We start from the raw sequence: 26,096 nt of genomic DNA, 5'->3' as shown, positions 1-26,096 counted from the left end.
CGGGATCCTGGCCATCCGCATGGGAAACGAGTTACGCCTCCTTCCCCTCTACCACCCTCTGCAATGCTGCTTTCGCGCCTGCGATTGACTGCACACCACCGCGTAACCAGATGCCTTTCCCACAATGATGAAGACGCGCCGCATGATCAAACTGGTCATAATCAACCGGATAAACCAGCGACGGGATCTCACGTTGCAGGCAGTGCCAGAGGATACCGGCGCCGCCATGGTGAATAACAGCATCATAATGTGCAAGCCAGCAGTCATAATCGACCCATGGCAAGCGCACCACGTTTTTCTGCCCGGTCACGCTACCAGCCGCCATATCGCCATCGGTGAAGTGGAACATCCAGTCAGGCAGCGTCTGTGCCAGTTGATGCACGGCCTGCACGACAGCCTCTTTATGCCAGTCCAGATGGGTGCCTAATGTCACCAGCACATGGCGCTTACCGGCCACAAAGGGCGGTGCAGTGGTCGTTAACGGTGGCGTATAAAGTGCCGGGCCAATAAACCTGACCGCCACAGGCCAACTGCGCGGAAATTCAAACCACGCCTCCCCCAGAGCCAGAATGCAGTCCGGCGAATAGGCATTTTCACTGCCATCCTGGCGATAGAGTTCGTAAATTCCCGTCTGGCGGATAGTCTGGCGGAACAACCTGAACAGCAGCCGTTTAAACCCCCGCACTTTGTGACGGTGTAATGTCTGCGTAAAGCGCTGCAACGTATTTACCGGTGGCAGCAATCCACCACAATAAGCGGGTACACCATCGGGCGTATCTATCACACAGGGTGATGGCATGCTGGTCCACCAGGGTATAACCAGGCGACGGCAGACTTCGCCCACCACTGGCAGGGTGAAATCGGCAATCGCTAAATCCGGTTTTCCCTGTTGCAGCCAAACGCCCGCCAGTTCATCGGCAAAGTTTTTTAGCAAGCCCACCACCCGCTTAAACTGCCGGTACAGGCGCAACGGGTTAGACTTCACGGCATAACGCGGGTTCACCACAGCGGTTAAAGGCGAGTCATAATCGCCGGGAAGCAGCAGCGCCGTCAGCTCGGCTGCTTCAATGCGCGTTCTGGCCCCTTCGGTGCTAATAATACGCACCTGGTAATGTGTCGACAGCGCTCTGCCCATTGCCAGCACCGGATGCAAATGCCCGGCAAACGGCGGCGCCAACAGATCGATGCGCGTTACATCCGGCGGAATCAAAGCCAGCAAGCGTTCCATTTAGCTGCTCCCTCCGTGAATATCCGCCACAAAGGCACGGCATAACGCCGGTAATGCAGGCTGTGTCAGGTAATGCATATGGCCACTCTCAATCTGTTTGTCTGGCGAGGGAAACCAGCAGCGCGAAATATAATCCGTACGCCCCTGCACTAACACATGGCGGCACGTCGGGCGCTGCCGGGCGACCGGGCCATAAGCAAAAATCGCAATGTGCGGCATCACTTCAGCAGGTAACTGCAGATTATTAAACAGTTCCAGCCCGCAACTTCCCGCCAGCACTATCGTCTGGTCGGCTCCGGCCAGCATCTCCAGAGCCGTCTCACGGTAACAGCGGATAAAGCGTGCGTGCCGCGATGCCAGGTACTCCAACATATTACTGACGCTGGCGCGCACGATCCCCGTCTGGCGCCAGGCTTCAGGTTGTGGCAGCCAGGGAAAGTTATGCGCAACGCAATGCTGCCCCTCGTCACTAATGGCATGCATGAACGCCAGTTGCTGCGGACTCAGCGCCCAGTTACCCCAACAACTTCTGCCCGTAAGAAAAACATACTGTAGACGCGGTCTGTTCATAGTGAAGTGAAACGCTCATTGCTGTAGATCCTGTAGCGACGGGTGCGCCACGTAATCGTGCGATTGCACAACGCGTGCAACAGGTGAAGCGGCTGTAACAATTCAGAAAGTAATGACAGCAACGGATGCGGCGCGATCTCTGCATCAACCTGGTGTTGCACCTGGCGCAAAGCGAGGTGGCGTATCAGTAGCACAGCCGCCAGCACCAGCGCAGGTGTCAGGCCAGTCAGCGCCATTATCACCATCGCCGACATCAGTAAGGGATGCAGCCCCTGCAGCAGGAAAATCATCAGCCTGGTCGCCACGCTTTTCTCACGGAGTAACAGGGTGGCAAACAGAAACCAGCGGTGCATCTGCCGGTTGTAATGGCCCATATCGGTAATAGTGGTCTGCACCCGTACGGTCGCCGTAGACTGGATAATCTCTCCCCCTTGCCGGATAAGATGGGTCGCCAGCGCCAGATCATCCGTTAAATGCCGCAGGATGGGGGCAAAGCCACCGATCCGCTGCAACAGGGTCAGCGGCAGCATGTAGCACATACCATTAAGGGTGAGCGGTGCACAAAAAGGTACCAACGGCAAGTAAGTCAGTGGCGAATTGTCATTAACAAACTGCGCCAGCAGGCGTGAAGGCACGTTGCGCGCAGGCCGGTACCAGGGTAATGCCGTCACCAGGCTGTTATCACGCAGTTCGCTGATCATCCTGCTGGCTGATCGGGCGCTGAGCAGCGCATCATCATCCAGCACCAGAAAGATCTCCGTTTGCGCCACTGCGCGTGCACGCTCAAGCTTGAAAAGTTTTGGATTGACCCCTTGTGGCGGTGCGGCAGAAACAATAATACGCACGGCACACTGAGGATGACGTTGCACAATGCGTGCCGTAATGGCGGCAGCGTCGGCATCATCCTCGTCAATCAGCCAGATAAACTGTGCACCACTGAGTGCCGTTAACGCGGACTCGAGTACCGATTCCAGGGCCGGATCGCCGCTGAGGATAGGTTGCGCCACCGTCAGACGGTGCAGATCCCCCTGCGCGACGACGGCGTGCGTACGCACCACGCGAAGAGCAAAAACCAGTTTAAATAGCAGGATTGCCAGCCAGCTCAGCGCTATCAGCATCATTTTTGTTTCTCCTGTTGCTGCAGAAACGCTGACAGTGTCGCAGAAAACGTACGCCCGGGCGGACCAAAATCGGCCAGCATCCGTGTCACATCCAGCGTTGCGGAATAACCAAAAACACCCACACCAAAACGGGTTATGGGGGGTTCACCACGCAGCGGCAGCCAGCGCCACAGGCGCTCCATCGCCCCAGCAAAACGCAATGCCGTGGCAACATCCATCGTCCGCTGGGGTAACGGTAACGCCATCTGTGTTAATACCTCATCAAGCAGGGTTTCCACCACCACCGGGGCATCGGCAGAAAGGTTATAACAAGGTTGTAAAAGGGCATGGTTAGCGGCGCGCCACAGGTAATCGCATAACTCATCCACATGCAGCAAGTCCGTACGCGCCGGGGTATTTTCAGCGCGTAAACGTACCAATTGCCGCTTGCGTGCAGCCGCGATTAACGGCGGGAACAGTAACGAGTCCCCTGCACCGAAAATGCCGCAAGGCCGAAGTACCGTTTTTTCACCGGGATAATCGGCCAGCAACTGCTCGGCCAGGTATTTGCTACGTCCATACTCACTGGTGAACGGCGGACCAATGGCGGTATCTTCATGCAGCGCATACTGATGCGCAAAGCGATAATAAACAGCAGCGCTGGAGAGAAAAATCAGGCGCGGCAACCCATTACGGCGGCAAAAAGCGGTAACGTGACGGGTGGTTTCAACGTTGTCGCGGTAATAGGCCTGTGCCGTACCCCAGGGTGAAGCCCGCCCCGCAGCATGAATAACCACTTGAGGGCGAAAATCCAGTTCGTCCAGCCGCTCCAGTGCCAGCGCACGGTAGTAAGGGGAATGTGGCAGCGGTCGACGGCCTACCCCGCGCACCTCCACATGGGGTATACCCGCAAGGTAAACGAGTAACCGACCGCCGATAAAACCGGATGCACCCGTGATGAGGATCTTCATACACCATCCCACTGGCGTATAATGCGCCGCCGCTTATGGGTAAAGACGCAGTCAATCGGTGCAGCAGATAACGTCCAGCGTAATGTTTCTGTCGCGATGCCCTCGCCTGCCATCCAGTTGATGAGCGCATCCCGGCAGGTAACCAGCGCACCGGCATCACACGTTGCTGTCAGGTGGATCTGTGCCGCTGCGGTCTGTACAAGGCGATAATCCGCCTCCAGCGGTAATGCCTGCGCCAGAACACGACTACAGGCATCGGCAAAGACCGGCCGCCATTGCCCGCGATTATCGGGCAGCAGCAGTTGATCATCGTGCCGCCCTTCAATGTGCGCAATCGCTCGCGTGGCACTCCCGCAAGGACAAGGAGAGTCCTGAACAGTCAGGACATCATCCAGACGATAACGCACGATGGGCTGAGTACGCCTGGTGAAGTCGGTGATCACCGGCACAAAGCGACGGTCATCGATCCACTGCGGTTCAATGTGCACAAACTCCTCATTGAGATGCAGTGTGCCATGGGCACAGGTTGCAGCCAGGAAACCCTCCGTCGCCTGATAGATCTCCCCCACCTCGCCAAAAACGTCTCGCAACAACGTGCGATCCTGCGGTTCGAGAACCTCGGCAACAGAAATCACTTTCTTCACCTTCAGAGTCAGTTCGCCCGCTCTGACTGCCAGCGCGAGCGCACGCAACACCTGCGCCGGCGCCACGATCAGTGTCGGCGATTGCTGCTGCAGGCGGGTAATCTGTTGCGTGAAAGGCTGCAACAGATCGTAGAACTCCAGCGTCAGCCAGCGGCTATTCACGCTCTGGTAAAGCTGGTTATCAGCACGCAAAAAGAGCGCTACCCGCTCACTGGCGAATAACCCGTCCGGGAGGGCTTTTGCCAGTACCCCGGCAGCCCAGATCTGGCGCTCTTGCGGACTGACGACAAATAACCCACGCTGCCCCGACGTGCCTGACGATAACCCGACACTGAAACGGCCGATGGTCGGCGAAAAATCCCGACTGCGTTCGCTTTCCAGCGCACAAGCCAGCAGTGCTTCACGCCGCAAGCCCGCGGTATTCATCTCATCAAAGTGGGCCATCATCAGCGCTTTGTCCATCAACGGCCATTGGCTAAACGGCTTATCAAGCCAGGGTATAAACCAAGGGCTATTCACCAGAACACGACGACGAAAGGCCGCCATCTTTTTGGCCTGCCAGGCCTCCAGCCCGGCACGGGAGGTAAAACGGCGGCGACGAATCAGAAAATAGCGCGCTAACAAGCCAGCCAGATTCATATATCGCCCTCATGACACAACAGGATCTCCGCCTCACCCCGTTGCCAGAGCTGGTTAAGCTGTGCCAGCGTGCGGTAATACGCTTTCGTATCACTAAGCACCAGGTTTGCCAACCGCGAAGGCCCGCGCAGGGTCTGATAGCTGACGGGCGACCAGGCCGCATCCGCCGCCAGCAATGTCCAGCCCTTATCGGTTAACACGAACGCGCCGATATGCCCCGCAGCATGGCCCGGTAACGGCACAAGGATAATTTGCCCGTCACTACCCGGCAGTGCATATCCCTGCCCGAAAGGTGCCAGCGCAGCGGGCAGTGCCAGGATCGGGAAGCGTTCAATAAACTGTACCGTTGACTCAAATGCTTCCGGGATCAAGCCCGGAATAAAGGCCTGACGCAGCGCCGCAAAGCCGCGTAGTGTTCTCACCTGCTGCCAGCCTTCACCGGAACAGATGCTGGCCACCCCCGGAAAATCGCGCAACCCGGCGACATGGTCGGCATGAAAGTGCGACAAAATAATGCCGTCGATATCGCGTCCCACCAGCCCTTGCGCAAGCAGTTGCTGCGCCAACGACTGTTTTTCGTCGAAGTAAACCGGTGTCAATTGACGATAGAGATTAAAAACGCCCTCGCGGCTGTACTGTTCAAACCATGAGGCATACCCCGTGTCCCAAAGCCAGCACCGTTCGCCGACTTCCAGCAGCCAGGCGCGAGAGGGAAACTTGCAGACGCGAAAGCCCGCACCTTTCAGCGCCATGCAGCCCAAATGCGTGCAATAGCCCACTTCAAAGCCGGTGATTTTTGCCATTCGTCCTTATCCACTCTCCGGTCAGAGCAATCCCGTGTGCCAGCGAAAATTGCGGTTGATATCCAAGCACCTGCTCCGCTTTGGTGGCGCTCAGCGTCATATCAAAGCAAACCGTCCCCGCACTGTAGCGGGTGATCGGCGGCTCTTTGCCGCAACATGTCCCTACCAGTGACATGCCGCGAGCCACCAGAGATAACAGCGGCCAGGGCACCGATTTAATCCGATAATTGAGGCCAAGCTGCTGGCGAAACAGTGCATCAAGCATCGCCACCAGCCGCTGTGGTTGATGATTCGTAATATTAAAGGCATCCCCGGATTGTACCGCGCGGTTCTGCGTCGCCAGCGTCATCGCATGCACCACATTGTGCACAAAGGTTAAGTCCAGCAGCGCCTCACCCCCACGCGGCAGACGCAACAGACCGCCATCTCTCTGCAGTTGCTGCAACAGACGCGGGACAATCACCCGATCGTGCGGCCCAAACAAGCCTCGCGGGCGCAGCATCACAAACGTCGTATGCGGGTGGCTGGTAACCGCGGCCTGAATTGCCTGCTCCGCAGCATATTTGGAACGGGCGTAATGGCTGGCGAATCTGCGCGCCAGGTAGGTTTCCGGCACATCGTAATGATGGCGAAAATCAAAGTAGATAGCGGGTGTCGAGATATGCACAAAGCGCGGAACAGCAAGCTGCCCGGCAGCCTGCGCAAGCGTCTGCGTTGCCCGAACATTGGCCTGATAAAATGATGCACGATTGCCCCAGGGCGAGGATTTGGCGGCACAGTGCCATACTGCGTCGCAGTTATTCATCAATGACAGGCACTGCGCCACGCTGGCGGTAGCGAGATCCAGTGGGATAAACGACGCGCCCAGCGCGGTCAACGCCGCACCCGCCTCGCGATTCCGCCCGGTAGCTATCACCTGATGCCCCTGCTCCCGTAGCCACTGTGCCGCATTGCGGCCAAGCCCACTGGTTGCGCCCGTAACCAGCACTCTCATGGCAGCAACACCATGCCGGACAGGTTTAACCCTGCCGCTGTGCCGATCAACAACACCGGCTCTCCTGAATGCACTCTTCCACTGCTGATGGCATGATGCAGTGCGGTCGGGATCGACGCCGCGACCTGGTTGCCGTGATGGCGATAAATATCGATTAATATCCTGTCCGGCACCGCCAGGCGTTTACGCATATGTTCCAGCGACAGATGGCTGGCCTGATGCGGTACTACCGTGGCAATGTCAGCCAGCGTCAGTCCGCTTTTGTTCAGCAGACGGGTGAAGAAGCCTTCAATGCGCGCGGAGGCAAAGCGAAACAGCGGTTTCCCCTGCATATGAAACAGAAAATCGCTGTCATGCATGCCCGATCGAGGGTTACGCCGGGTCCCCCCGGCGCGGATCTCGCACAAGTCACTCCCTTCCGGATAGACTTCCGTCAGGCTGGCCAGCACACCGCGGTGTCCATCACCACGCTCAACGATGGCGCAGGCTGCGCCGTCGCCAAAGATTAACGAAGACTCCTCATGTTGCCAGTCGATACCCCTGGACGCCAAATCTGCCGCAACAATCGCAATACGTCGGTAACTGCCGGTCGCCAGCAACCCCGCCGCAACGTCCAACGCAGTAATAAAACTGACGCAACTGCTGTTGACATCAAATCCGGCGGTACCGGCAGGCATGGCTGCCGCTTTAAGAATGTGCGCCGCACTGCAGGGCAGCGCCTGAATACCAATGGCACTGGCGCAGATCAGCAAATCAATGGAGGATGGGGAAATAGACTGTGTCGCCAGCGCGTTATGCAGTGCCTGTGCGGCCAGTTCCGCCTGGCTTTCATCAGGCCGGGCATGAAAACGGTGCTCAATACCGGAGCGTTGACGAACATAGCCCGCCGGTTTACCCAGCCGACCGTCGAGATAATCCGAGGTGATACAGGTCGCAGGCAAAGCGCTGCCGGTGGCAATAATGTTGAGTGCCGCAACAGGTGCGCGCCCGGAAAGAGTCCCCATGAAACTGTTCCTTGTTGTTCTTCTTCGGGCGAACAGTTTACGGATAAAAAAAACCCGGGAATAGTCTGCTTTCCCGGGTTTTTATTCACGACACGCTTAGCGACGGGCGCGAACTATCTGGTACTTACGCGTTAAGTACTCGACCGGCGCGCTCCAGATATGCACCAGGCGCGAGAACGGGAACAACACAAACAGCGTCATCCCCAACACCAGATGCACACGATAAATAAATGCCACACCATCAAGATGCGCAGACGCGCCACCGTGGAATGTCACCACCGATTGCGCCCAGCCCACCAGTTTCATCATCTCGCTACCATCCATATGTTGGGCAGAGAATGGAATGGTCAACAGGCCCAATGCGCACTGCACCATCAGCAGCGTCATGATCAGGATATCTGCCGCCGTTGAGGTCGCACGAATACGCGGATTAAACAGACGGCGTTTCAGCAACAGTAGCCCCCCAACCAGACAGAGCACGCCACTTGCGCCACCGCCGAGCATGGCCATTTTCTGTTTCACTTCAATTGGCAGAAACGACTCGTACATCCAGTGCGGCGTCAACATGCCAAGGAAATGCCCGGCAAAAATCCCCAAAATGCCGATATGGAACAGGTTCGAGGCCAGGTTCATCCCTTTGCGATCCAGCATCTGACTGGAGCCCGCACGCCATGTGTACTGACCGTAGTCATAACGCAGCCAGCTCCCCACCAGAAATACCGCACCGGCTATGTAGGGATAAATGTCAAAGAAGAACATATTTAGGAAGTGCATTAGCGCTCTCCTCCTGTTGTGATATTCAGATATTGCGGTGCGACAGCCCCCGCAAAACGGCGCTGATGTGCAGTAATGTCGGCATCGCCACAGCCCTGCTCCGCGAAGAATTTCACCTGCTCTTCTTCCCATACGGCATCCAGCGCCTGCGGCGTATCATCCCGCGCTTCACCGGCAATTTTTTCAGCGACCTGCCCGTTATCCACTGCGGTTTTGCTCAACGTCAGCAAGGCGGTGAACAGCGTGGCATAAGCGCTTTCCCGCTGCTGCAAACGTGCCTGCAGCAGCGCAAGGATGGGGGCAATATCCTGCAAACCGCCAATCGCTTCGGTAAACGGCAGTTGCGCCAGGTACTCCAGATAGAGCGGTAGATGATCCGGCAATTCACGGCTGTCAAGTTGCAAACCATGGCGCTCATATTGCGCCAGCAGATCCACCATCGCCTGGCCACGATCGCGGGACTCGCCATGCACATGCTCAAAGAGCAGCAGCGATGTGGCGCGCCCACGATCAAATAGCTCGCTATAGCTGGCTTGCGCATCCAGTAAGGTTTGTGACGTTAACTCGCGAAAGAAACTCGCCACCTGCTGCGCGTCGTCTGACGCCAGATTTTCACCCGACGCCAGAGCCTCTAATACCTCCTGTTGATGCTGCCACAGGGCAGCATCCGGGTATTCCAGCAAACGGGAAATGACCACCAGTTCAATCATGGGTGCGGCTCCGTTTTAATCGTGACATCCACGGCGTCGATACGACGGCTGTTGAACAGGTTTGCTTTGCTGTCTGAACCGTGGCAACCGTCACCGAAGCTAAAGCCACAACCGTTTTTCTCCGGGAAAGCCTCACGCGCCAGTTCGCGATGACTGGATGGCACCACAAAGCGATCTTCGTAGTTGGCAATGGCGAGATAGCGGTACATCTCCTGCGCCTGCGCCTTCGTCAGCCCGACCTCTTCCAGAGCACGGGTATCTTCCACGCCGTCTACCGTTTCGGCGCGTTTGAAGTGACGCATCGCCAGCATCCGTTTCAGTGCCAGCAACACCGGTTCGGTATCACCCGCCGTCAACAAGTTGGCAAGGTACTGCACCGGAATGCGCAGACTTTCTACATCCGGCAGAATACCGTTGCTGCCCAGTTCACCGGCATCCGCAGCAGACTGGATCGGTGACAGAGGTGGCACATACCAGACCATCGGCAATGTGCGGTATTCCGGATGCAGCGGCAGCGCCAGCTTCCAGTCCATCGCCATTTTGTAGACCGGCGATTTCTGCGCCGCATCGATCACACTTTGCGGTACGCCATCCTTCAGCGCCTGCGCGATCACGTTCGGGTCGTTAGGATCGAGGAACACGTCAAGCTGACGCTGATACAGGTCTTTCTCGTTTTCCGTGCTGGCAGCGTTTTCAATCGCATCCGCGTCATACAGCAGTACGCCGAGGTAGCGAATACGCCCTACGCAGGTTTCTGAACAGACGGTTGGCATCCCGGATTCAATACGCGGGTAACAGAAAATGCACTTCTCGGATTTGCCGCTTTTCCAGTTGAAGTAGATTTTTTTGTACGGGCAGCCGGTAACACACATACGCCAGCCACGGCATTTATCCTGATCGATCAGCACAATGCCATCTTCTTCACGCTTGTAGATAGCACCACTTGGGCAGGTCGCCACACACGCCGGATTCAGGCAGTGCTCGCACAAACGCGGCAAATACATCATGAAGGTGTTTTCAAACTGGCCGTACATCGCCTTCTGCATGTTTTCGAAGTTCTGATCTTTGCTCAGTTTGTCGAATTCACCGCCTAAGTCATCTTCCCAGTTCGGACCTGCGGTGATTTTGTTCATCCGCTGACCGGTAATCAGTGAACGCGGCCGCGCGATCGGCTGATGTTTGCTTTCTGGTGCGTTATGCAGGTTCTGGTAATCAAAGTCGAACGGCTCGTAATAATCATCTATTTCCGGCATATGCGGGTTAGAGAAGATTTTACCGAGCAGCAGCGCACGGTTGCCCATGCGCGGTTGCAGTTTACCGTTGATTTTACGGATCCAGCCGCCTTTCCATTTTTCCTGGTCTTCCCAGTTGGCTGGAAAGCCGGTGCCCGGTTTGGTTTCTACGTTGTTAAACCATGTGTATTCCATCCCTTCACGGCTGGTCCAGACGTTTTTACAGGTTACAGAACAGGTATGACAGCCGATGCATTTATCAAGATTCAGCACCATGCCGACTTGTGAACGAATTTTCATTTTGCGCTCTCCTGTACCTGGTCATTGCCTTCGCCATCCAACCAGTTAATGTTCTTCATCTTACGCACCACCACGAACTCATCGCGGTTGGAACCGACGGTACCGTAATAGTTAAAGCCATAAGCCAGTTGGGCATAGCCGCCAATCATATGTGTCGGTTTCGGGGTAATACGGGTGACGGAGTTATGAATACCGCCGCGCTGCCCGGTAATTTCAGATCCCGGCAGGTTCACAATGCGTTCCTGCGCGTGGTACATCATCGTCATACCGGAAGGCACACGCTGGCTCACCACTGCACGTGCAGTTAGCGCACCGTTACTGTTGAAGACTTCGATCCAGTCGTTATCCGCAACACCCATCTCTTTGGCATCGGTTTCGCTTAACCAGACTACCGGCCCACCGCGGCCCAGCGTCAGCATCAGCAAGTTATCGCTGTACGTAGAGTGGATGCCCCATTTCTGGTGCGGTGTCAGGAAGTTAAGGGCTTTTTCCGGGTTACCGTTCGCTTTCACACCCAGCACCTCTTTCACGGAACGGGTATCAATGGGCGGGCGATAGACCAGCAGGCTCTCACCAAAGTCGCGCATCCACTGGTGGTCCTGATACAACTGCTGACGACCGGAGAGCGTACGCCATGGGATCAGTTCATGGACGTTGGTATACCCGGCGTTATAGGAGACGTGTTCATCTTCCAGACCTGACCAGGTCGGGCTGGAGATAATTTTACGCGGCTGCGCCTGAATATCGCGGAAGCGAATTTTCTCTTCCTGTTTATTCGTTGCCAGATGGGTGTGGTCGCGACCGGTAAATTCACTGAGGGCTGCCCAGGCTTTTACCGCTACATTACCGTTGGTTTCCGGTGCCAGCGTCAGGATCATTTCCGCCGCATCAATTGCGCTATTCAGCATCGGCTGGCCTTTCGCCGGGCCTTCTGCTTTGGTGTAGTTCAGCTTGCGCAGCAGATCCATTTCACTCTGGGTATTCCAGGCAATACCTTTACCGCCGTTGCCGATTTTCTCCATCAATGGGCCGATAGAGGTAAAACGTTCGTAGGTTGCCGGGTAGTCACGTTCCACCGGGATAATGTGCGGTGCCGTTTTACCGGGTATCAGGTCACATTCGCCTTTTTTCCAGTCTTTTACGCCCAGCGGTTGTGCCAGTTCGGCAGCCGAGTCGTGCTGAATAGGTAACGTGACCACATCGGTTTCTTTACCAAGGTGACCGACACAGAGTTCAGAGAAGGATTTTGCGATCCCTTTGTAAATTTCCCAGTCGCTTTTGGATTCCCATGCCGGGTCAACCGCAGCAGAGAGCGGATGAATAAACGGATGCATATCCGACGTATTCATGTCGTCTTTTTCATACCACGTTGCTGTCGGCAGCACGATATCTGAGTAGAGACAGGTACTCGAGAGACGGAAGTCCAGTGTCACCACCAGATCCAGCTTGCCATCGAGACCGTTGTCATGCCACTCCACTTCTTCCGGTTTCACACCCCCCTGTTTACCCAGGTCTTTGCCCTGAATACCGTGCTCCGTCCCCAACAGGTACTTGAGCATGTACTCATGGCCTTTACCGGAGGATCCCAGCAGGTTTGAACGCCAGATAAACAGATTGCGCGGATGGTTTTTGCCATTTTCCGGCTGTTCTGCTGCAAAACGCAAAGAGCCTTCTTTCAGCGATTTGACGGTGTAATCCACCGCGCTCATCCCGGCTTTTTCTGCTTCGGCAGCAATACGCAGCGGGTTAGTGCCTAACTGCGGCGCAGACGGCAACCAGCCCATACGTTCAGCGCGAACGTTAAAGTCGATCAGATGACCGGTATAGCGGGATTTATCCGCCATTGGCGACAGGAACTCCTGTGCCGTAACCGTCTCGTAACGCCACTGGCTGGAGTGGTTGTAGAAATAAGACGTACTGTTCATGTGGCGTGCCGGACGTTGCCAGTCGAGGGCAAACGCCAACGGCTGCCAGCCGGTCTGCGGACGCAGTTTTTCCTGACCGACGTAGTGCGCCCAGCCGCCGCCGCTTTGACCCACGCAGCCACAGAAGATCAGCATATTGATCAGACCACGATAGTTCATATCGAGGTGATACCAGTGGTTCATCCCGGCACCGACGATGATCATCGAGCGACCGTGCGTTTTGTCCGCGTTATCGGCAAACTCGCGCGCAATACGAATAATCTGCGACTGCGGAACACCGGTAATTTTTTCTGCCCAGGCAGGCGTATACGCCTTGATTTCGTCGTAGCGGGTCGCGCAGTTGTCGTCACCCAGTCCACGATCCAGACCGTAGTTGGCCATGGTCAGATCGTAAACGCTGGTGACCAGCGTCGTCGAACCATCCGCCAGTTGCAGACGTTTCACCGGCAGTTTGTGCATCAGCACATTTTCCAGCTTAACGCTGGCAAAGTGTGCGGTACTGTCTCCACCAAAATATGGGAAGCCAACCTCTGCCACTTCATCGTGTTTGCCGAGCAGGCTCAGGCTCAGCTCAACGTCAGCACCATTGCCGCCGTCGCGCTGTTCCAGGTTCCATTTACCCTTCTCGCCCCAGCGGAAACCGATAGAACCATTTGGTGCCACCACATTGCCCTGGCTATCCAGTGCCACGGTTTTCCATTCCGGGTTATTTTCCTGACCCAGCGCATCCACCAGATCCGCAGCACGCAGCATACGACCTGCAGCGTAATAACCTTCACGCTCTTCAAGCATCACCAGCATCGGCATATCGGTGTAGCGACGGACGTAATCAGTGAAGTACTGGCTCGGTTTATCCAGGTGGAATTCGCGCAGCATGACGTGGCCCATGGCCAGTGCCATCGCGGCATCGGTACCCTGCTTCGGTGCCAGCCATAAGTCGCACAGTTTGGCGATTTCGGCGTAATCCGGCGTAATGGCAACGGTTTTGGTACCTTTGTAACGCACTTCGGTAAAGAAATGCGCATCCGGTGTACGGGTCTGCGGAACGTTGGAACCCCATGCGAGAATATAACTGGAGTTGTACCAGTCAGCCGATTCCGGCACATCGGTCTGCTCGCCCCAGGTCTGCGGCGATGCAGGTGGCAGGTCACAGTACCAGTCATAAAAACTGAGGCAGGTACCACCGAGCAGCGACAGGTAACGCGCGCCGGAAGCATACGAAACCATCGACATCGCCGGGATTGGCGAGAAGCCCGCTACGCGGTCCGGACCGTAGGTTTTCACGGTATAAACGTTGGATGCCGCAATAAGTTCATTCACTTCCTGCCAGGAAGAGCGAACGAATCCGCCGCGGCCGCGCGCCTGTTTAAAGCTTTTTGCTTTATCGGCATCTTCGATAATTGAGGCCCAGGCATTAACCGGATCGCTGTGCTTCGCTTTTGCTTCACGCCACAATGCGATCAGGCGTTTACGCATCAGAGGGTATTTCAGGCGGTTAGCGCTATAGAGGTACCAGGAGTAGCTGGCGCCGCGAGGGCAGCCACGAGGCTCATGGTTTGGCATATCGGGGCGAGTGCGAGGGTAGTCAGTTTGCTGGGTTTCCCAGGTGACCAGACCGTTTTTGACGAAAATCTGCCAACTGCATGAACCGGTGCAGTTTACACCGTGGGTTGAGCGCACGACTTTATCATGCTGCCAGCGGCTTCGGTATCCATCCTCCCAGTCCCGGTTGGTGTTTAACAGCTGGCCGTGCCCGTCGGCAAAGGTTTCGCCCTTCTGTTTGAAGTAGCGAAACCGGTCCAGGAATTTACTCATCGGGTGTTCTCCTGTTGGAGCCTGTTCGGCTCTCTTGCTAAATCGACATTGCTGGATTTGTCGCGAAGGTAACCCCCACAAAGACAAAGAGAATTGATGGCGATCAAGCCGTCAGATCTTCATTTCTGCGCCAAAATAGCGGAGTACTCCCAAAGAGTTATCCTTTTCTATTTTTTATCTTTATGAAAAATAAAGGTTTTATTGATTACGTAGCGAAATTATACGTTGCTTTGTCATGCCCGAGGTATTAAGGGGTAGATACACTGCTTGACCGAATAATCCACGGGGTCATCCGCAGCCGGTGACATTGAAAATCTACAAGTATGTTGTAACTAATGAAGAGGTCAAAAAAAGCGCGGCTCGTCACCGCGCAAGGATAATCAACAGTTACTGCGTTTATTATTTTTTACGTCCGTATATCGCCCAGGTGATCACCACGCAGGCCACATAGAACACGAGGAACACTTTCATTGCGCCTGCCGGGGAACCGGTTAACGCCAGTGAAGTGCCAAATGCTTTAGGAATAAAGAACCCGCCAATCGCGCCAATTGCCGAGATAAAGCCCAGCGCTGCCGCGGTTTCCGTTGCGGCTTCGCGCATGGCTTCGCTCTCAGTGCCGCCGGCATTTTGTACACGTTCCATGGTCATTTTACGGAAGGTGACCGAAATCATCTGGAAGGTAGAACCGCTCCCCAGCCCCGCCGTCATGAACAGCACGAGGAAAACGCAGAAGAAGGCTGTGAAATTGCCTCCCGTACCACCCGAAGGTAATGTCAGGAACAGCAGTGCACTGAATATCGCCATCACCATGAAGTTCACCAGCGTGACGCGAGTCCCCCCCAGACGATCGGAAATTGCCCCGCCAGCAGAACGCGCCAGCGCACCCACTAACGGCCCAAAGAACGCGAAATGCAGGACCTGCACTTCCGGGAACTGGGTTTTCGATAACATGGCAAACCCGGCAGAAAAGCCGATAAACGAGCCGAACGTTGCCAGATACAAGAAGCTCATGATCCACAAATGTGAACGCTTCAACACCGGCAATTGCGCACGTAAAGAGGCTTTAGAGGTCGCCAGCTCGTTCATCCCAAACCAGGCTGCCAGCGTACAGACCACCAGCAGCGGAACCCATACCCAGGCCGCATTTTCCAGATACAGTACCGAGCCATCTGGCTGGGGTGTACCGGTTGCACCAAACGCCGCGAAAATGGAGAAAGAAACGGCCAGAGGTGCAATTAACTGCATCACACTGACGCCGAGGTTCCCCAAACCGCCATTGATGCCCAGGGCGCCACCCTGTTTCTGTTTCGGAAAGAAAAAGCTGATATTCGCCATACTGGAGGCAAAGTTCGCGCCAGCCAGACCGCAGAGCAGAGAAATAACGATGAAGGTGCTGTACGGTGTGGTGGGATCCTGTACCGCAATGCCAAGCCACACGCACGGGATAATCATGATGCCGGTGCTGAACGCCGTCCAGCGACGACCACCGAAGACAGGCACCATAAAAGAGTAAGGAACACGTAACAGCGCGCCGGATACCGATGGCAACGCAGTCAATAAAAATAACTGGTCGGTAGTAAACTGAAATCCTACTTTGGGGAGATTAACGGCCACTGCGCTAAAAAGCATCCAGACACAAAATGCCAGAAGCAGACAGGGAACGGAAATCCACAGGTTGCGGCTAGCAATACGCTGCCCTTGTTGCTGCCAGAATGCCGGTTCTTCAGGACGCCACTCAGTAATGACTCGTGTGGACGTACTCTTTTCCGGGATGGATGAGTGCTGCATAAACACCTCTATTGTTCGGTTTGATACCTGCAACATTAGTTTTTATAGCGTGGGTTAAGTTGATATAAATCAAAGGAAAAGCGGCCCTTTCTCCGGGCAAAAAAACAGCATGCTCATTTATGAGTAGCGGATAGAGATAAAAAAGATGTGGTTTTTCACGGTGCTGCCCTTCACTACTCTGTTCGTTCCATCCAATGCTACCCAGCCGGCAATAAAGAGGTAATACCTTGGGGGTATGGGTATACCCCAGACGATAGCTGACAATAGCGTTATCCGCACGGGTCGCGGCACAGGAGCCTTCATCGCTTATGCTAAAACGCCTTTTCTCACCGCTTACGCTGGTTAATCAACTGGCGCTGATCATGCTGTTGTCCACGGCCATCGGCGTGGCAGGCATGGCTATATCTGGCTGGTTAGTGCAAGGCGTTCAGGGAAGTGCGCATGCGATTAACAAAGCCGGCTCACTGCGTATGCAAAGCTACCGCCTGCTTTCCGCCATTCCCCTGCATGAAGATGAGCAATACCTGATTGACGAGATGGAGCAAACGGCATTTAGCCCGGAATTGGCTAAAGCTGCAGCACGTGACGGTCAACAACCGCAACTCGCAGAACTGCAACATTACTGGCACAGTGACGTGATCCCGGCGATTAAAGGCGCACAACAACCCAGTGAAGTCGCCAGTACGATCGCCATTTTTGTGGGTCGCATTGATCAGTTGGTCACCGCATTCGATCACAGCACCGAGCAGCGCATTGAACGGGTGGTGATCATGCACCGGCTGATGGCGTTGCTGATGGGATTATTACTGCTGTTCGCGGTGATGTGGTTGCGGGCTCGCCTACTCCGTCCGTGGCAGCAACTTTTGCAAATGGCACGCGCCGTGAGCCACCGCGACTTTACACAGCGTGCAAGCATCAGCGGGCGCAACGAGATGGCAACGCTCGGCGAAGCGCTGAATAACATGTCCGCCGAGCTGGCAGAAAGCTATGCCGTACTGGAGCAGCGCGTCCAGGAAAAAACAGCCGGTCTTGAGCAGAAAAACCAGATCCTCTCTTTTTTATGGCAAGCCAACCACAGACTGCATTCACGCATTCCGCTCTGTGAGCGTCTCTCCCCCGTCCTCAATGGCTTACAGAATTTAACACTGCTGCACGACCTTGAATTGCGCGTGTACGATATGGAAGACGAGGAAAATCACCAGGAGTTTACCTGCCAGTCAAATGCCAGTTGTGATGACAAAGGCTGCTATTTATGTCCGCGCGGCACGCTTCCGACGCTGTCCAGTGTCGGGACAACGCTGAAATGGCGGCTGGCGGACGCGCATATGCAGTACGGCTTGCTGTTGGCGACCCTGCCGCCGGGCCGCCATTTAAGCCACGATCAGCAGCAACTGGTGGATACACTGGTTGAACAACTGACTGCGACGCTGGCGCTGGACAGACACCAGGACCGCCAGCAGCAACTGATGGTGATGGAAGAGCGCGCGACTATTGCTCGCGAGCTGCATGACTCGATCGCCCAGTCGCTCTCCTGCATGAAGATGCAGGTCAGTTGCCTGCAAATGCAGGGAGAGGATTTGCCGGAGAACAGCCGGCATCTGTTAGGGCAAATCCGTAATGAACTCAATACGTCGTGGGCGCAACTACGTGAACTGCTGACCACCTTCCGTTTACAATTAACCGAGCCGGGGCTGCGCCCGGCGCTGGAGTCAAGCTGTCAGGAGTACAGTGAGCGGCTCGGTTTCCAGGTGCGGCTTGATTATCAGTTGCCGCCCAGACTGGTGCCGTCGCATCAGGCGATTCACCTGTTGCAGATCGCCCGCGAGGCGCTCAGCAACGCACTAAAACACTCTGGCGCGACGTCGGTCAGCGTTGCAGTGCAACAGCAGGAAAACCGGGTAATATTACGCATCAGCGACAACGGTTGCGGTATCCCGGTTAATGCTGAACGGACCAACCATTATGGATTGATCATTATGCGTGACCGCGCACAAAGTCTGCGCGGCGACTGCCAGGTACGTCCGGTCGCATCCGGCGGCACTGAGGTGGTCGTAACCTTTATTCCAGAGAAATTTCTCTCATCCATGCAAGGAGATAACCATGAGTAATCAGGAACCGGCCACCATCCTCCTGATCGACGATCATCCAATGCTGCGAACCGGTGTTAAACAGTTAATTAGCATGGCGCCGGATATCACCGTGGCTGGCGAGGCGAGCAACGGGGAGCAAGGCATTGAGCTGGCGGAATCACTGGATCCGGACCTGATTTTACTGGATCTCAATATGCCGGGCATGAACGGGCTGGAAACGCTGGATAAACTACGGGAAAAAACACTCTCCGGCCGCATCGTGGTGTTCAGCGTCTCCAACCATGAAGAAGATGTGGTCACCGCACTGAAACGCGGCGCTGATGGTTATTTACTGAAAGACATGGAACCGGAAGATCTGCTTAAAGCACTGCAGCAAGCTGCCGCCGGAGAGATGGTATTAAGTGAAGCTCTCACGCCTGTACTGGCCGCCAGCCTGCGCGCCAACCGGGCGACGACTGATCGCGATATAACCCAACTGACGCCGCGTGAACGCGATATCCTCAAACTGATTGCGCAAGGGCTGCCGAATAAGATGATCGCCCGCCGTCTGGATATCACCGAAAGTACCGTCAAAGTCCACGTCAAACATATGCTGAAGAAAATGAAACTGAAGTCCCGCGTGGAAGCTGCTGTGTGGGTTCACCAGGAACGTATTTTCTGATCATTGCGGGTCTGGTAGCGCCCAGCCCGCACTTTCCTCAGTCTGGGGTGCAATGATCGGTTCAGTCAGTTTCAGTTCGATGGTATTGGACATGACGCGCTGCCCTTTACCATCCTCAACAAGCGCTGAAAGCGTCCAGCGATTGGTTGCCCCTTCCGCACTGTCCCAACGCGGCATAATCAGTGTCCAGCCTTCTGCGCTGTGACCGTTAGCAGGCGGTGTCAGGCTCAAAACCTGCGTATCGCCCTGCCAGGTTATCGAACGGATGCCGTGCACGCTGTTAATCTGCAATTTCAGTTCTACGGTCTCACCAGGCTGTAAGTCCCAGGGTGGCGTGGCCAGAAACACCGACAATGTCTTCCGCTGGCGATACTCAAACACCGGAGCCATATTGCGCGTCGGACTGTCATAGCGGCTGCCGCGTAACGAGCGACTTTCTGCCACTTCACTGGCAGAGAGTTGCTTCCAGAGCGGGACACCAAAGCGATAATTGACTTTCAATCCGAGGTCATTCTGACTTGCACCACTCTCCCCTTGCTTGTGCTCAGCGGTCAGCGTCACCAGCGGCACCGGGGTATAATTCAGACCCAGTTTTACGGCCACAGGATTGTGATAACCGGTGCCGGTATCGAACAGATCGACGCTGTCGCCAAAATATTGCTCAAGACTAACGCTGGTATTCAGTTGCTGATAAAACGGCAGTCTCGCCTGCGCCGTTACGTCATAGCCGCGCGCCATGCGCTGTTGCAGCGTAGCGGTTTGGTCACTCCAGTTACTCAGTGGTTGATAGTAATTAGCAGAAAAACGCAGATACTCGCCCCAGGCTTCAGCACCCACTCCGGCACGGCCCTGGTTATCATCAAGAAGGGTATCGTAAAATGTGTTGTAGCCCAGCAACCAGTCTCCGGCTATCCAGCGTTGTCCGATCCCCGCATTGCCCACCAGTCCGGCATCCTGTTGCGTTAACCCCAGCATGCTCCAGGTGAGATAACGGTTATTATCCTGCACTGGCAGGAACCAGTCCCCGTGGCTACCGGTAAAATTGCCATCCTTATCCGCCCTCAGATCAACCGAGGTGCTCCCCCACGGTGATAACCAGGACTCCACTTTCTGGCTCACTTCATCGTTGACGACATCCTGTATCTGCCCAAACGCAAACTGTCGCGCCTGTTCGCCAGTGGTCAGGCCGTTATCGGTCATGCTGGCTTCGCCGAAGGCCTTTGCCATTTCAGCGAAATGTTTTTCCTGCGTGCTATTTTCGGGCGCCATCCCCAGGTCCGGCAAGCCATCGCCATTATTATCAAAGGGATTTTCCGCCTGCTGTACAAAACGATTTTGCTGGGCACTGGCAGAAACGCCTGCCAGCAACAATGCGAGGAGTAAAAAGAGTTGGGAATGTATGACGTTACGCATCACGACACTAATTATGATCCATCCCGTTGCAGGTTAAACACCTTTTAAGGTTAACGTTTTTGGCCCACCTTTGCAGCCATAGAGGGCATTCCAGGAAGATCCTTATCGTTGCCGTCCTGGTACACCGGCCATCTGCTCGCGAATACACACTCTTTTCCCCGACGCCCTTCCCCCTGTGACGGTGTCGCAGTAGCATAAACGTCTTCCGCGCAGCGTCGACGCTGCGCACTTTTATCGAGGGAGTGAAGATGCAAAAAATCGTCATTGTGGCTAACGGCGCCGCCTACGGTAGTGAATCACTGTTTAACAGTCTGCGTCTGGCCATTGCCCTGCGTGAACAGAGCGCGGAACTTGACCTGAAATTGTTCTTGATGTCCGATGCGGTCACCGCCGGGCTGCGCGGACAAAAACCGGCCGAAGGCTATAACATCCAGCAGATGCTGGAGATCTTAACAGCGCAGCAGGTGCCGGTGAAATTGTGTAAAACCTGTACCGACGGGCGTGGTATCACCACGCTGCCGCTGGTTGACGGTGTGGAGATAGGCACGCTGGTCGAACTGGCCCAATGGACGCTGGCAGCGGATAAAGTATTAACTTTCTAATATTGCGGCGAGTTTAATATTTTTTTCTTATGGATGACCTTACGTCATCAAGTTTACCTGCTGTATTGCCGATAGCCCCTAAAGACAACACAGCAGGTACTATAAAAATGTTTAGATCAATTAAAGCCCGTATTATTGCGGCGACAGCGGGTTGCCTCGTTATCGCTTTGCTTCTTAACACAATCATCAATTATCAGGTAACCAGCCAGCACAACCAGCAAACGCAGCAAAATATCCTCTCCAGCACCAGCGCCAGTCACAGCATTGCGATTGCCGACTGGATTGCCACCAAAACGAATATGATCGCCTCGCTGCAAAGTGTCGCCCTGTCCGACGATCCCGTGCCGGTATTCAAACAGATTGCACGCGCGGGAGGGTTCATTAACGTCTACGTTGGCTATGCCACGAAAACCGCGAAATTCTCCGATCCTGGCGGCGTTCCCCCTGATTACGATCCGACAATTCGTCCATGGTATCAGCAGGTCGTCAAAGCAGATGCCCCTGTTGTCACGGCTCCTTATGTGGATGCCAGCACCGGCGCACTGGTGGTCACTTTCGCCGTCCCGGTCAAAGAGAACGGCACACTCAAAGGCGTGGTGGCAGGCGACGTCTCGATGGACAGCGTCGTGGCCAACGTGAAAGGTATCAGCCCGACACCGAACAGTAGCGGTATGCTGCTTGCCAGCGACGGTACCATCATCGCCGCCGGAAACGACAAGCTGACGATGAAACCCTTCACCGATGCCATTAGCGGCGTCAGCTTCGCCGATTTGCGCAGTGGTAACCCCGTTTCCGGGGTCTATGCGGGTGAGTCGAAGGAACTGCTGGCAAGTAAGGTCAAAGGGACAGACTGGGTACTGGCTGTCGCACTGGATAGCGCTGATTCCACCGCCGGTTTACGCGCACAGCTAAAAGCCTCTGCAATGACGCTGATCGTGTTGCTGTTGATCACCGGCACGATTATGCACTGGATTGTCTCGACGTTGCTTAAACGCCTCCTGACCGTCCGTGATGCCATGAATGCTATCAGCAGCGGAACCAACGATCTCTCCCAGCGACTGCCGACGGATGGCAACGATGAAGTATCGCAAATCGCTCAGGCATTTAACGCTTTCAGCGACAAGCTTTCGGTGGTGATGGGTAAACTGCGCGACTCGAGCAACTCCGTGCAGCAGGCAGCGCAGGAGATTGCAGCCGGTAACGAGGATCTCTCCGGTCGTACGGAACAGGCAGCCTCCAGCCTGCGTGAAACCGCCAGCGCCGTGGAGCAGATCACCGCGTCCGTCGCGCAATCAACCGATGCGGCGTCTCAGGCGAATAACCAGGCTCATGCCGCATCCGAAGCAGCCTCCCGCGGGGGACAGGTGGTGAACCAGGCCATCAACACAATGCAATCCATTGAAGTGGCCTCCGCGAAAATTGGCGATATCACCAGCGTGATTGACGGCATTGCCTTCCAGACCAATATTCTGGCTCTGAACGCCTCTGTTGAAGCGGCGCGTGCGGGTGAGCAAGGACGCGGGTTCGCCGTGGTTGCAGGTGAAGTACGCAACCTGGCAAGTCGTAGCGCGCAGGCGGCGAAAGAGATCAAAACGCTGATTGATTCCACCACTGAAAGCGTGGCAACCGGTTCGCGCTTCGTGCGGCTCGCGGGTGAAAGTATGACCGACATTGTCGCCAGCATTGATAGCGTGTCGGTTATCATGCGGGAGATCACCGTGGCGACCAGCGAGCAAATGAAAGGTATTCAGGAGATAAATCATGCTGTTATCGATCTGGATCGCATGGTGCAGCAAAACGCCGAACTGGTGATCGAGTCTGCGGCCGCTGCTGGTGCACTGCGCTCGCAAGCGGGTGAGCTCGCTGAAACAGCGGGTCATTTCCGCATTTAATCTTTTGTCGGCGCGTTTTAACCACAATTTTTCGCGCCGACATCTTTCCCCACCGAACAATGTCATTTTTGTTTAATCGTTACGTCATTAGTTGATCGAAATCAGCATTTTGCCCCCTCCCGTTTGGTGTTATGCAATGAGTGAATTGTGAACAAAATCACGCACGGGATTTTTCCAGCAAGGAGTGCGTTGTTTAACAACTACGGGGTTGAAAATGGCGTTGGTAAAGGCAAGTTTGAAGTTATTTGGTGGAGATACGGTCGTTGTTCGTTGTTCTGAGAGTTGCCATATCCATCTGATGAGCGAGAAGACACAATCTTCTCACGCACAGACGGATATCTTAAGCGTACAGAACCGTGCAAGCGCCTATCTGGCGGTTCCTTACAGCGGCATCTGGAATGTGTTGATCGATAGCCACAGCCAGTCGCTTGAGCACTCAATCAGCTACGTTGCGGCGTAACCGCCGCAACCGTTAGCAGGCAAAACCAGGTTGCAGGTCCGGGCCTGGTTTTTCTTCTTCCAATAGTCCCCGCACTTTCCCTACCAGCTCATTCAGACAATCGTCATGCATGCCAAGCTTGATAAGTTCCTGCTCAAGTGAAAAGAGATATTGCGCATTGGTGCCCAGCGGCCCGCTGGCGGCGGCAATCAGCGGCGCGATGACCTGCGCGCGGGTATCAGATTCATACAGTGGATGGCGGGGATCCATGATAAACACCAGCGCATTAACATCACGGCCATCGTCAAGGGTGAGTTTGCACCAGCTCGGCATATAGCAGCCGGTGATCATCTCACGCTTCCACAGCAGGCTCAGTTCCTCTTCAACCGTCTGGGCAGGCAACCGATAAGCCACGCCGGTGGTGCGACCGCCCTCTTTCAGTGCAAGCATCCGCCCCGGTTGACAAGCCGTACCGCGTCCGGCGGTCAGGCGCAAACAGAACGCGCGATGCCAACCGATCAGCGTTCCGGTGCAGGATTCGTCAAACTCCAGCGCAGGGTTCCACATCAGCGAACCATAACCAAAAATCCACACCGGACCGTCATCCGGACGGCAGGCAAGCGTGGCAGCCAGGGATGCCGCCCGTTGTTCCGCCGACCATAACAGCGATGCGTCTATATCGCCAAACGCCGTTTTACAATCGGCCTTGAGCAAGAAATCACGCGTTAACATCTTTTACCTCCGCCACTGCATGCTTCCTTGCGACTGCTTTACGGCTGCCTTCCCGACATATGCTGCGTTTCAACGCAACTTACTACGACCTTATGCAATTCACAGGCCGCTTGCAATAGCGACAATCTATCGAATAACGCGCTAAAGACATTTATTTCTTTTTATGCCATTTGTCGTCATCACCCTTCTCATAATCATGTTTGACTGCAGCCCAGGCGACACGGTGCGCCGTCTCTTCGCGGCTCGCGTCATCGCGCCTGTCGTCTTTATCTTTGTATTGCTCCCAGGCGCTATTAAAGGCCTCTTTATAAATCTCTTGTGCATGGGCGGGTAACACATGCTGCACACTATCAGGCAGATCAGATTTCGATTTATACGGCATCTTCTGGCTCCTTCTGGGGGAAATCTTTAAGTCTGATCGACAACCTCCTTTTGCGCCAGCCGTAACGTGTTAGTGAAAAATAGACATAATCATCTCTCTGTAAAGTAAATACTATTTAAACAAAAGACGACTTTTTGCCGGATTCAAATAGAAAGAAACTGCTTCCCGTAAAATCAGGTAAATATCCCCAACATGGGGTCGCGCTTTGCTATGTTAAGGCGTTCAAATTTTTTAACTATAATTGTCAAATACCTGCATGCTGGATGGAGAATCACAATGACAACAACGCACGAGGCGGTAAAAACCCGCCACAAGGAGACCACGCTTATTTTCCCGGTGCTGGCGCTGGGAGTACTGCTGTTATGGGGAAGTACGCAGTCGCTGCCAGCGGTAATTGGCATTAATATTCTGGCGCTGGTCGGTATTTTATCCAGCGCCTTTAGCGTGGTGCGCCATGCAGATGTTCTCGCGCACCGTCTCGGTGAACCTTACGGCTCGCTGATTCTGAGCCTTTCGGTCGTTATTCTTGAAGTAAGTCTGATTTCTGCGCTGATGGCCACTGGCGATGCGGCTCCGACACTGATGCGCGATACGCTCTACTCCATCATTATGATCGTGACTGGCGGTCTGGTGGGGTTTTCATTGCTGCTCGGCGGGCGCAAATTCGCCACCCAGTATATGAATCTGTTTGGCATTAAACAGTACCTGATTGCCCTGTTTCCGCTGGCGATTATAGTGCTGGTGTTTCCGATGGCGCTGCCGTCTGCTAATTTCACTATCGGTCAGTCGTTACTGGTGGCGCTGATTTCGGCAGCCATGTATGGCGTCTTTCTGCTGATTCAAACAAAAACGCATCAAAGCCTGTTTGTCTATGAACATGAAGATGAGAGCGATGATGACGATCCGCACCATGGCAAACCTTCTGCACACGGTAATCTGTGGCATACGGCGTGGCTGATTATTCATCTGGTTGCCGTTATCGCTGTGACCAAGATGAACGCCAAACCGCTGGAGGCGTTGCTGAGCGAACTGAATGCGCCTGTTGCATTTACCGGTTTCCTGGTGGCGTTGCTGATCCTTTCACCAGAAGGTCTGGGAGCGCTGAAAGCCGTTCTGAATAACCAGGTTCAGCGCGCGATGAATCTCTTTTTCGGCTCAGTGTTGGCAACCATTTCGTTGACCGTGCCGGTTGTGACGCTGATTGCGTGGTTCACCGGCAATAATTTGATCTTTGCGCTGGGCGCGCCGGAGATGATTGTGATGGTCGCATCACTGGTGTTGTGCCATATTTCCTTCTCTACCGGGCGCACTAATGTGCTGAACGGCGCGGCGCATTTGGCGTTATTTGCAGCCTATCTGATGACGATTTTTGCCTGACGGCAGATTGT

The 26,096-nt window shown here is 54.9% G+C and carries 22 protein-coding genes; 6 read left to right on the top strand and 16 right to left on the bottom strand.

Annotation, left to right across the window (positions count from 1 at the left end):
* Positions 1-31 precede the first annotated feature (31 nt).
* From O9K67_RS11410 to O9K67_RS11350, 13 genes are all read right to left on the bottom strand, one after another.
* Positions 32-1,228, bottom strand: a complete 1,197-nt coding sequence (locus O9K67_RS11410) for a nucleotide disphospho-sugar-binding domain-containing protein (RefSeq protein ID WP_061496271.1) — start codon at positions 1,226-1,228, stop codon at positions 32-34.
* Positions 1,229-1,798, bottom strand: coding sequence for a hypothetical protein (locus O9K67_RS11405; RefSeq protein WP_061496273.1), 570 nt, complete (start codon positions 1,796-1,798; stop codon positions 1,229-1,231).
* The gene (locus O9K67_RS11400) at positions 1,795-2,919 is read right to left on the bottom strand and encodes a glycosyltransferase (RefSeq protein WP_061496275.1); all 1,125 of its coding nucleotides are present in this window, start codon (positions 2,917-2,919) and stop codon (positions 1,795-1,797) included. Before O9K67_RS11400 ends, O9K67_RS11405 begins: the two co-directional genes overlap by 4 nt.
* Complete coding sequence (locus O9K67_RS11395) at positions 2,916-3,869, bottom strand: NAD-dependent epimerase/dehydratase family protein (RefSeq protein WP_061496278.1); 954 nt, start codon at positions 3,867-3,869, stop codon at positions 2,916-2,918. The genes O9K67_RS11400 and O9K67_RS11395 overlap by 4 nt, the downstream gene beginning before the upstream one ends.
* Positions 3,866-5,152, bottom strand: coding sequence for a F390 synthetase-related protein (locus tag O9K67_RS11390; RefSeq protein WP_061496280.1), 1,287 nt, complete (start codon positions 5,150-5,152; stop codon positions 3,866-3,868). Before O9K67_RS11390 ends, O9K67_RS11395 begins: the two co-directional genes overlap by 4 nt.
* Entirely contained in the window at positions 5,149-5,955 is an 807-nt protein-coding gene (locus tag O9K67_RS11385) for an MBL fold metallo-hydrolase (RefSeq protein WP_061496282.1), read from the bottom strand. The genes O9K67_RS11390 and O9K67_RS11385 overlap by 4 nt, the downstream gene beginning before the upstream one ends.
* Entirely contained in the window at positions 5,933-6,949 is a 1,017-nt protein-coding gene (locus tag O9K67_RS11380) for an NAD-dependent epimerase/dehydratase family protein (protein ID WP_061496284.1), read from the bottom strand. Before O9K67_RS11380 ends, O9K67_RS11385 begins: the two co-directional genes overlap by 23 nt.
* The gene (locus O9K67_RS11375; protein ID WP_061496286.1) at positions 6,946-7,953 is read right to left on the bottom strand and encodes a 3-oxoacyl-[acyl-carrier-protein] synthase III C-terminal domain-containing protein; all 1,008 of its coding nucleotides are present in this window, start codon (positions 7,951-7,953) and stop codon (positions 6,946-6,948) included. The genes O9K67_RS11380 and O9K67_RS11375 overlap by 4 nt, the downstream gene beginning before the upstream one ends.
* 96 nt (positions 7,954-8,049) lie before the next feature.
* Positions 8,050-8,727 carry a respiratory nitrate reductase subunit gamma gene (gene narI / locus O9K67_RS11370; protein WP_061496288.1) on the bottom strand — a complete coding sequence of 226 codons (678 nt, stop codon included), beginning with the start codon at positions 8,725-8,727 and terminating at the stop codon, positions 8,050-8,052.
* Positions 8,727-9,437 carry a nitrate reductase molybdenum cofactor assembly chaperone gene (gene narJ / locus O9K67_RS11365; protein WP_061496290.1) on the bottom strand — a complete coding sequence of 237 codons (711 nt, stop codon included), beginning with the start codon at positions 9,435-9,437 and terminating at the stop codon, positions 8,727-8,729. Before narJ ends, narI begins: the two co-directional genes overlap by 1 nt.
* Positions 9,434-10,969, bottom strand: coding sequence for a nitrate reductase subunit beta (narH, locus tag O9K67_RS11360; RefSeq protein WP_061496292.1), 1,536 nt, complete (start codon positions 10,967-10,969; stop codon positions 9,434-9,436). The genes narJ and narH overlap by 4 nt, the downstream gene beginning before the upstream one ends.
* Positions 10,966-14,709 carry a nitrate reductase subunit alpha gene (locus tag O9K67_RS11355; protein WP_061496295.1) on the bottom strand — a complete coding sequence of 1,248 codons (3,744 nt, stop codon included), beginning with the start codon at positions 14,707-14,709 and terminating at the stop codon, positions 10,966-10,968. The genes narH and O9K67_RS11355 overlap by 4 nt, the downstream gene beginning before the upstream one ends.
* Before the next feature lie 399 nt (positions 14,710-15,108).
* Positions 15,109-16,497 carry a NarK family nitrate/nitrite MFS transporter gene (locus O9K67_RS11350; protein ID WP_061496297.1) on the bottom strand — a complete coding sequence of 463 codons (1,389 nt, stop codon included), beginning with the start codon at positions 16,495-16,497 and terminating at the stop codon, positions 15,109-15,111.
* 308 nt (positions 16,498-16,805) lie between these two features.
* On the opposite strand from O9K67_RS11350, the gene narX reads away from it, so the two are divergent.
* A complete protein-coding gene (gene narX / locus O9K67_RS11345; protein ID WP_061496299.1) occupies positions 16,806-18,605 on the top strand; it encodes a nitrate/nitrite two-component system sensor histidine kinase NarX in 1,800 nt (599 codons plus the stop codon).
* A complete protein-coding gene (narL, locus tag O9K67_RS11340; RefSeq protein ID WP_061496301.1) occupies positions 18,598-19,248 on the top strand; it encodes a two-component system response regulator NarL in 651 nt (216 codons plus the stop codon). The genes narX and narL overlap by 8 nt, the downstream gene beginning before the upstream one ends.
* Here the strand turns inward: narL and O9K67_RS11335 are convergent, their stop codons facing one another.
* Positions 19,249-20,661 carry a YchO/YchP family invasin gene (locus tag O9K67_RS11335; protein WP_061496303.1) on the bottom strand — a complete coding sequence of 471 codons (1,413 nt, stop codon included), beginning with the start codon at positions 20,659-20,661 and terminating at the stop codon, positions 19,249-19,251. It abuts the gene before it with no gap.
* Between the two features lie 248 nt (positions 20,662-20,909).
* On the opposite strand from O9K67_RS11335, the gene O9K67_RS11330 reads away from it, so the two are divergent.
* From O9K67_RS11330 to O9K67_RS11320, 3 genes are all read left to right on the top strand, one after another.
* Positions 20,910-21,263, top strand: coding sequence for a DsrE/DsrF/TusD sulfur relay family protein (locus O9K67_RS11330; RefSeq protein ID WP_061496305.1), 354 nt, complete (start codon positions 20,910-20,912; stop codon positions 21,261-21,263).
* Positions 21,264-21,370: 107 nt separating this feature from the next.
* Positions 21,371-23,155 (top strand): methyl-accepting chemotaxis protein, encoded by a 1,785-nt coding sequence (locus O9K67_RS11325; protein ID WP_061496307.1) that lies wholly within the window; start codon positions 21,371-21,373, stop codon positions 23,153-23,155.
* 214 nt (positions 23,156-23,369) lie between these two features.
* Positions 23,370-23,615, top strand: a complete 246-nt coding sequence (locus O9K67_RS11320; protein WP_061496309.1) for a DUF1883 domain-containing protein — start codon at positions 23,370-23,372, stop codon at positions 23,613-23,615.
* Positions 23,616-23,627: 12 nt separating this feature from the next.
* On the opposite strand, the gene O9K67_RS11315 is transcribed toward O9K67_RS11320, so the two are convergent.
* Entirely contained in the window at positions 23,628-24,326 is a 699-nt protein-coding gene (locus O9K67_RS11315) for a gamma-glutamylcyclotransferase (protein WP_061496311.1), read from the bottom strand.
* Between the two features lie 151 nt (positions 24,327-24,477).
* Entirely contained in the window at positions 24,478-24,708 is a 231-nt protein-coding gene (chaB, locus tag O9K67_RS11310) for a putative cation transport regulator ChaB (RefSeq protein ID WP_061496313.1), read from the bottom strand.
* Positions 24,709-24,984: 276 nt separating this feature from the next.
* Between chaB and chaA the strand changes: the two genes are divergently transcribed.
* Entirely contained in the window at positions 24,985-26,085 is a 1,101-nt protein-coding gene (gene chaA / locus O9K67_RS11305; protein ID WP_061496315.1) for a sodium-potassium/proton antiporter ChaA, read from the top strand.
* The last annotated feature ends 11 nt before the right edge of the window (positions 26,086-26,096 follow it).

This window comes from Kosakonia oryzendophytica (assembly GCF_027886705.1).
GTDB lineage: Bacteria > Pseudomonadota > Gammaproteobacteria > Enterobacterales > Enterobacteriaceae > Kosakonia > Kosakonia oryzendophytica.
Note: the sequence above shows the minus strand (reverse complement) of the source record. Positions and strands in the feature narration are given on the sequence as shown.

What these genes read in the sequence shown, in the direction of transcription:
- O9K67_RS11410 (WP_061496271.1), bottom strand. Translation starts at nt 1,228, where the DNA reads ATGGAACGCTTGCTGGCTTTGATTCCGCCGGATGTAACGCGCATCGAT.
- O9K67_RS11405 (WP_061496273.1), bottom strand. Translation starts at nt 1,798, where the DNA reads ATGAACAGACCGCGTCTACAGTATGTTTTTCTTACGGGCAGAAGTTGT.
- O9K67_RS11400 (WP_061496275.1), bottom strand. Translation starts at nt 2,919, where the DNA reads ATGATGCTGATAGCGCTGAGCTGGCTGGCAATCCTGCTATTTAAACTG.
- O9K67_RS11395 (WP_061496278.1), bottom strand. Translation starts at nt 3,869, where the DNA reads ATGAAGATCCTCATCACGGGTGCATCCGGTTTTATCGGCGGTCGGTTA.
- O9K67_RS11390 (WP_061496280.1), bottom strand. Translation starts at nt 5,152, where the DNA reads ATGAATCTGGCTGGCTTGTTAGCGCGCTATTTTCTGATTCGTCGCCGC.
- O9K67_RS11385 (WP_061496282.1), bottom strand. Translation starts at nt 5,955, where the DNA reads ATGGCAAAAATCACCGGCTTTGAAGTGGGCTATTGCACGCATTTGGGC.
- O9K67_RS11380 (WP_061496284.1), bottom strand. Translation starts at nt 6,949, where the DNA reads ATGAGAGTGCTGGTTACGGGCGCAACCAGTGGGCTTGGCCGCAATGCG.
- O9K67_RS11375 (WP_061496286.1), bottom strand. Translation starts at nt 7,953, where the DNA reads ATGGGGACTCTTTCCGGGCGCGCACCTGTTGCGGCACTCAACATTATT.
- narI (WP_061496288.1), bottom strand. Translation starts at nt 8,727, where the DNA reads ATGCACTTCCTAAATATGTTCTTCTTTGACATTTATCCCTACATAGCC.
- narJ (WP_061496290.1), bottom strand. Translation starts at nt 9,437, where the DNA reads ATGATTGAACTGGTGGTCATTTCCCGTTTGCTGGAATACCCGGATGCT.
- narH (WP_061496292.1), bottom strand. Translation starts at nt 10,969, where the DNA reads ATGAAAATTCGTTCACAAGTCGGCATGGTGCTGAATCTTGATAAATGC.
- O9K67_RS11355 (WP_061496295.1), bottom strand. Translation starts at nt 14,709, where the DNA reads ATGAGTAAATTCCTGGACCGGTTTCGCTACTTCAAACAGAAGGGCGAA.
- O9K67_RS11350 (WP_061496297.1), bottom strand. Translation starts at nt 16,497, where the DNA reads ATGCAGCACTCATCCATCCCGGAAAAGAGTACGTCCACACGAGTCATT.
- narX (WP_061496299.1), top strand. Translation starts at nt 16,806, where the DNA reads ATGCTAAAACGCCTTTTCTCACCGCTTACGCTGGTTAATCAACTGGCG.
- narL (WP_061496301.1), top strand. Translation starts at nt 18,598, where the DNA reads ATGAGTAATCAGGAACCGGCCACCATCCTCCTGATCGACGATCATCCA.
- O9K67_RS11335 (WP_061496303.1), bottom strand. Translation starts at nt 20,661, where the DNA reads ATGCGTAACGTCATACATTCCCAACTCTTTTTACTCCTCGCATTGTTG.
- O9K67_RS11330 (WP_061496305.1), top strand. Translation starts at nt 20,910, where the DNA reads ATGCAAAAAATCGTCATTGTGGCTAACGGCGCCGCCTACGGTAGTGAA.
- O9K67_RS11325 (WP_061496307.1), top strand. Translation starts at nt 21,371, where the DNA reads ATGTTTAGATCAATTAAAGCCCGTATTATTGCGGCGACAGCGGGTTGC.
- O9K67_RS11320 (WP_061496309.1), top strand. Translation starts at nt 23,370, where the DNA reads ATGGCGTTGGTAAAGGCAAGTTTGAAGTTATTTGGTGGAGATACGGTC.
- O9K67_RS11315 (WP_061496311.1), bottom strand. Translation starts at nt 24,326, where the DNA reads ATGTTAACGCGTGATTTCTTGCTCAAGGCCGATTGTAAAACGGCGTTT.
- chaB (WP_061496313.1), bottom strand. Translation starts at nt 24,708, where the DNA reads ATGCCGTATAAATCGAAATCTGATCTGCCTGATAGTGTGCAGCATGTG.
- chaA (WP_061496315.1), top strand. Translation starts at nt 24,985, where the DNA reads ATGACAACAACGCACGAGGCGGTAAAAACCCGCCACAAGGAGACCACG.